The 2603-nt window shown below is 48.5% G+C and carries 3 protein-coding genes and 2 pseudogenes; 4 read left to right on the top strand and 1 reads right to left on the bottom strand.

Features of this window, described 5'->3' with window-relative positions:
* Window positions 1–86 precede the first annotated feature (86 nt).
* Entirely contained in the window at window positions 87–290 is a 204-nt protein-coding gene (locus tag QZ506_RS06810; protein ID WP_291969984.1) for a hypothetical protein, read from the top strand.
* A 171-nt stretch (window positions 291–461) separates the two neighbouring features.
* On the top strand, window positions 462–1817 hold the full coding sequence (gene argG, locus QZ506_RS06805) for an argininosuccinate synthase (protein WP_291969982.1): 1356 nt from the start codon (window positions 462–464) through the stop codon (window positions 1815–1817).
* 214 nt (window positions 1818–2031) lie between these two features.
* Here the strand turns inward: argG and QZ506_RS06800 are convergent.
* Window positions 2032–2347, bottom strand: a pseudogene (locus tag QZ506_RS06800) (IS1 family transposase).
* On the opposite strand from QZ506_RS06800, the gene QZ506_RS06795 reads away from it, so the two are divergent.
* Window positions 2267–2437, top strand: a complete 171-nt coding sequence (locus QZ506_RS06795) for a hypothetical protein (RefSeq protein WP_291969980.1) — start codon at window positions 2267–2269, stop codon at window positions 2435–2437. The pseudogene QZ506_RS06800 and the gene QZ506_RS06795 overlap by 81 nt on opposite strands.
* Before the next feature lie 60 nt (window positions 2438–2497).
* Window positions 2498–2603: pseudogene (locus QZ506_RS06790) on the top strand (IS5/IS1182 family transposase); the annotation flags it as partial.

The raw sequence follows: 2603 nt of genomic DNA, 5'->3' as shown, positions 1-2603 counted from the left end.
GCGCTGCTTGAGGGCCTTGTTATAAGAGGGCCAGTTGGTGATTTTAAAATTTTGTTTTGCCATGGAGACCTGATTTTGAAACAACTGTGGTGATCTGCTCCGATGATTACCCAAAAGTTCTATTTATTCAACAAAGCCTTCCTCTCCGAGCTGTTCTTCATTGCATATTCTCTGTGTTAGAAATCCATAGATACCGTTACATTCAAAGGTGGCTTAGCGACATTGACGGTTTTTTGCAGAAATCATCACTGGGCTCTTCCTGTCGCGGCAAAAAGATGTTTAAATTATAACTCATTTATTTTGCATAAATATGCATTTGTTGAGTGACGAACAGTATCGGTACATGCGCGTGCCGCCGCGCGTATAACGATCTGATTTTTTCTCATCAATGCATGGCGTAACATATCGTGGTGTGGCTGTTAAGCTTCTCTCCATAAGTCTATCGAGCAGGGATTTATTTTATGACGACGATTCTCAAGCACCTTCCGGCAGGTCAGCGTATTGGCATTGCGTTCTCCGGAGGCCTGGATACCAGTGCAGCGTTGCTGTGGATGCGTAAAAAAGGGGCGGTTCCTTATGCTTACACCGCAAACCTGGGACAACCGGATGAGGATGACTATGAAGAGATCCCTCGTCGCGCAATGGAGTATGGCGCAGAAAATGCCCGTCTTGTTGACTGCCGCAAGCAGCTGGTTGCGGAAGGCATTGCCGCAATTCAGTGCGGTGCTTTCCATAACACCACGGGCGGCCTGACCTACTTTAACACTACCCCGCTGGGCCGTGCGGTAACCGGCACCATGCTGGTCGCGGCCATGAAAGAAGATGGAGTGAATATCTGGGGTGACGGCAGTACTTATAAAGGTAACGATATCGAGCGTTTCTACCGCTACGGTCTGCTGACCAATGCTGAACTGAAAATCTATAAGCCGTGGCTGGATACGGATTTTATTGATGAACTGGGCGGCCGTCAGGAGATGTCCGAGTTTATAGTGCAGTCTGGCTTCAACTATAAGATGTCCGCAGAAAAGGCCTACTCGACCGACTCCAACATGCTGGGCGCAACGCACGAAGCGAAATATTTGGAATTCCTGAACTCCAGCGTGAAGATCGTTAACCCGATCATGGGCGTCAAGTTCTGGGATGAGAACGTCAAGATTGCGGCAGAAGAAATCACGGTACGTTTTGAACGCGGCTATCCGGTGGCGCTGAATGGCAAAACTTTTGCCGATGATGTGGAACTGATGCTGGAAGCCAACCGCATTGGTGGTCGTCACGGTTTAGGCATGAGCGATCAGATTGAAAACCGTATTATCGAAGCGAAGAGCCGTGGCATCTATGAAGCCCCCGGCATGGCGCTGCTGCACATTGCCTACGAGCGTTTGGTTACCGGTATTCATAATGAAGATACCATTGAGCAATACCATGCTCACGGTCGTCAGTTGGGCCGTCTGCTGTATCAGGGGCGTTGGTTCGATCCGCAAGCACTGATGCTGCGTGATGGGTTGCAACGCTGGGTGGCCGGTGCTGTTAACGGTGAAGTGACGCTGGAACTGCGTCACGGTAATGACTATTCCATCCTGAATACAGTGTCGGATAACCTGACCTACAAGCAGGAACGTCTGACGATGGAAAAAGGCGACTCGGTGTTCTCACCGGATGACCGTATTGGTCAGTTGACGATGCGTAACCTGGATATCATTGATACGCGAGAAAAACTGTTCAACTACGTCGAAACCGGGTTGCTGTCCTCCTCTGCGACGACAGGCTTGCCGCAAATGGAAAGCGTGGAACAGTTGCAGGACAAGAGCAGCAAATAACGCGCTGCTGGTTGCATTCCTTTTCAAGAGGGCACCTACGGGTGCCCTTTTTTGTTGCTACACGGTGGTCAACAAACGACCGCTGTCACACTTCCCGTCGAGCCACCTGTGATTGTCATCACACACAACACGTTAATTATGTGAGTGATTGCACACTTTATCCCAATAAGTCACTCCTTGGATGCGGTCGTGTATTCAATGAGTTGATGTTGCATCAAACGTGGTACTCGCGTTCGATGTAAGTACCGATGATCCTATCGTGCATTTCGGATGATTTTGAATATACGAGCGTCTTGCGATTGAGCCGTTGCAATCGGTTACGCAGTGTCAGATGTGCACGCTCAATACGCTGTGTATACAGCTTGCTAACAATGTGTTTTACTTTTGGAAGTTCGTCGTTGTAAGCCCTGTAGCCATCCGTGTTAGCATGACTGACGACGGTAACGCTGATGGCCACTTTTGCCATAACCGTGTTTTTTCACAGGGGATGTCTGTTCACAAAACGGGCATCTTACATCAACTTTAGCCACTGTATTCCACATCCAAAACCGGACATTTCACACTGCAATCAACATATTGAATACACGACCCAACACGCCGATGGCGGCTTTGTTGAATAAATAGAACTTTTGGGTAATCATCGGATCAGATCACCACAGTTGTTTCAAAATCAGGTCTCCATGGCAAAACAAAATTTTAAAATCACCAACTGGCCCTCTTATAACAAGGCCCTCAAGCAGCGCGGTTCTCTAACCGTATGGCTAGATGAATCAGCCATTGCTGCAT

The organism is Candidatus Symbiopectobacterium sp., assembly GCF_020054415.1.
Lineage (GTDB): Bacteria > Pseudomonadota > Gammaproteobacteria > Enterobacterales > Enterobacteriaceae > Symbiopectobacterium.
This window is presented reverse-complemented; position numbering and strand designations above follow the sequence as displayed.

Bases quoted from the DNA above. Each gene is read 5' to 3' on its own strand.
- argG (WP_291969982.1), top strand. From the start codon at position 462: ATGACGACGATTCTCAAGCACCTTCCGGCAGGTCAGCGTATTGGCATT.
- QZ506_RS06795 (WP_291969980.1), top strand. From the start codon at position 2,267: ATGGCCACTTTTGCCATAACCGTGTTTTTTCACAGGGGATGTCTGTTC.